The sequence below is a fragment of the Bartonella vinsonii subsp. vinsonii genome, assembly GCF_902825235.1.
In the GTDB taxonomy this organism is placed as follows: domain Bacteria; phylum Pseudomonadota; class Alphaproteobacteria; order Rhizobiales; family Rhizobiaceae; genus Bartonella; species Bartonella vinsonii.
The window spans coordinates 1-726 of sequence record NZ_CADEAJ010000040.1; the positions used below are offsets into that span (position 1 = coordinate 1).

1 protein-coding gene is annotated in these 726 nt (G+C 41.6%); it reads right to left on the reverse strand.

From position 1 onward, the window contains the following. A partial coding sequence (locus J7R12_RS08595) for a POTRA domain-containing protein (protein WP_208439067.1) occupies positions 1-726 on the reverse strand: 726 nt, incomplete at both ends.

Here is a 726-nt window from a genome sequence, read left to right on the forward strand (position 1 = left end):
TGCTATGTCCTTCTTGCTTGCTCCCACCCCAATAATCTGTCTCACTGCGTTGATAACCAAAATCCCACGCATCATTCATCCCTAAAATATTTTCACCCTTTAAGCCTGCACTATAACGCGCATAACCGGTGGAGGATTGCCCCATATTGTCATGAGAAACAGTAACCTTAAAAGCTTTCTCAGGGTGATTGCTAATATTAACAATGGTACCACCATCTTCACGCCCCGGTAGAAGTTCACTTTTGGCATGCGCTGACTGAAGTCTGTTGATCTGATCAAGCCCCTGTTCAATATCGCGCATGTTCAGAACATGACCTTTAAGCCCAGGAAAAGCGCTCCACACAACAGTGTTATAACGAGATGCCGGTAAACCATTATAATAAATATCTGAAAGCTTTCCCTCAACAACAACAAATTTGAGTGTCTTGCTATTTTTGATATCTTGATCAGGAATATAAAAACGCGCCGTCACATAGCCTTGATCCAAATAAACTTTGGTTAACTGCTTGATTAAGAGCTGAATATCGACAAGACCGATACATCTTCCAACATAAGGCTCTGTTACGGCTGATATAGAGCGCTTTTTGACATGATGCACTCCCTCAACAACAATAGCATGAATTGGAAAACATTGTTTCCCACCCAAAAGCGTTTCTGGATTTTGCTCTGAAGGCGTCTTGATCCTTTTAGGCGTTAAAGCGCGTAAATTCTCAATTCTTTCTAATC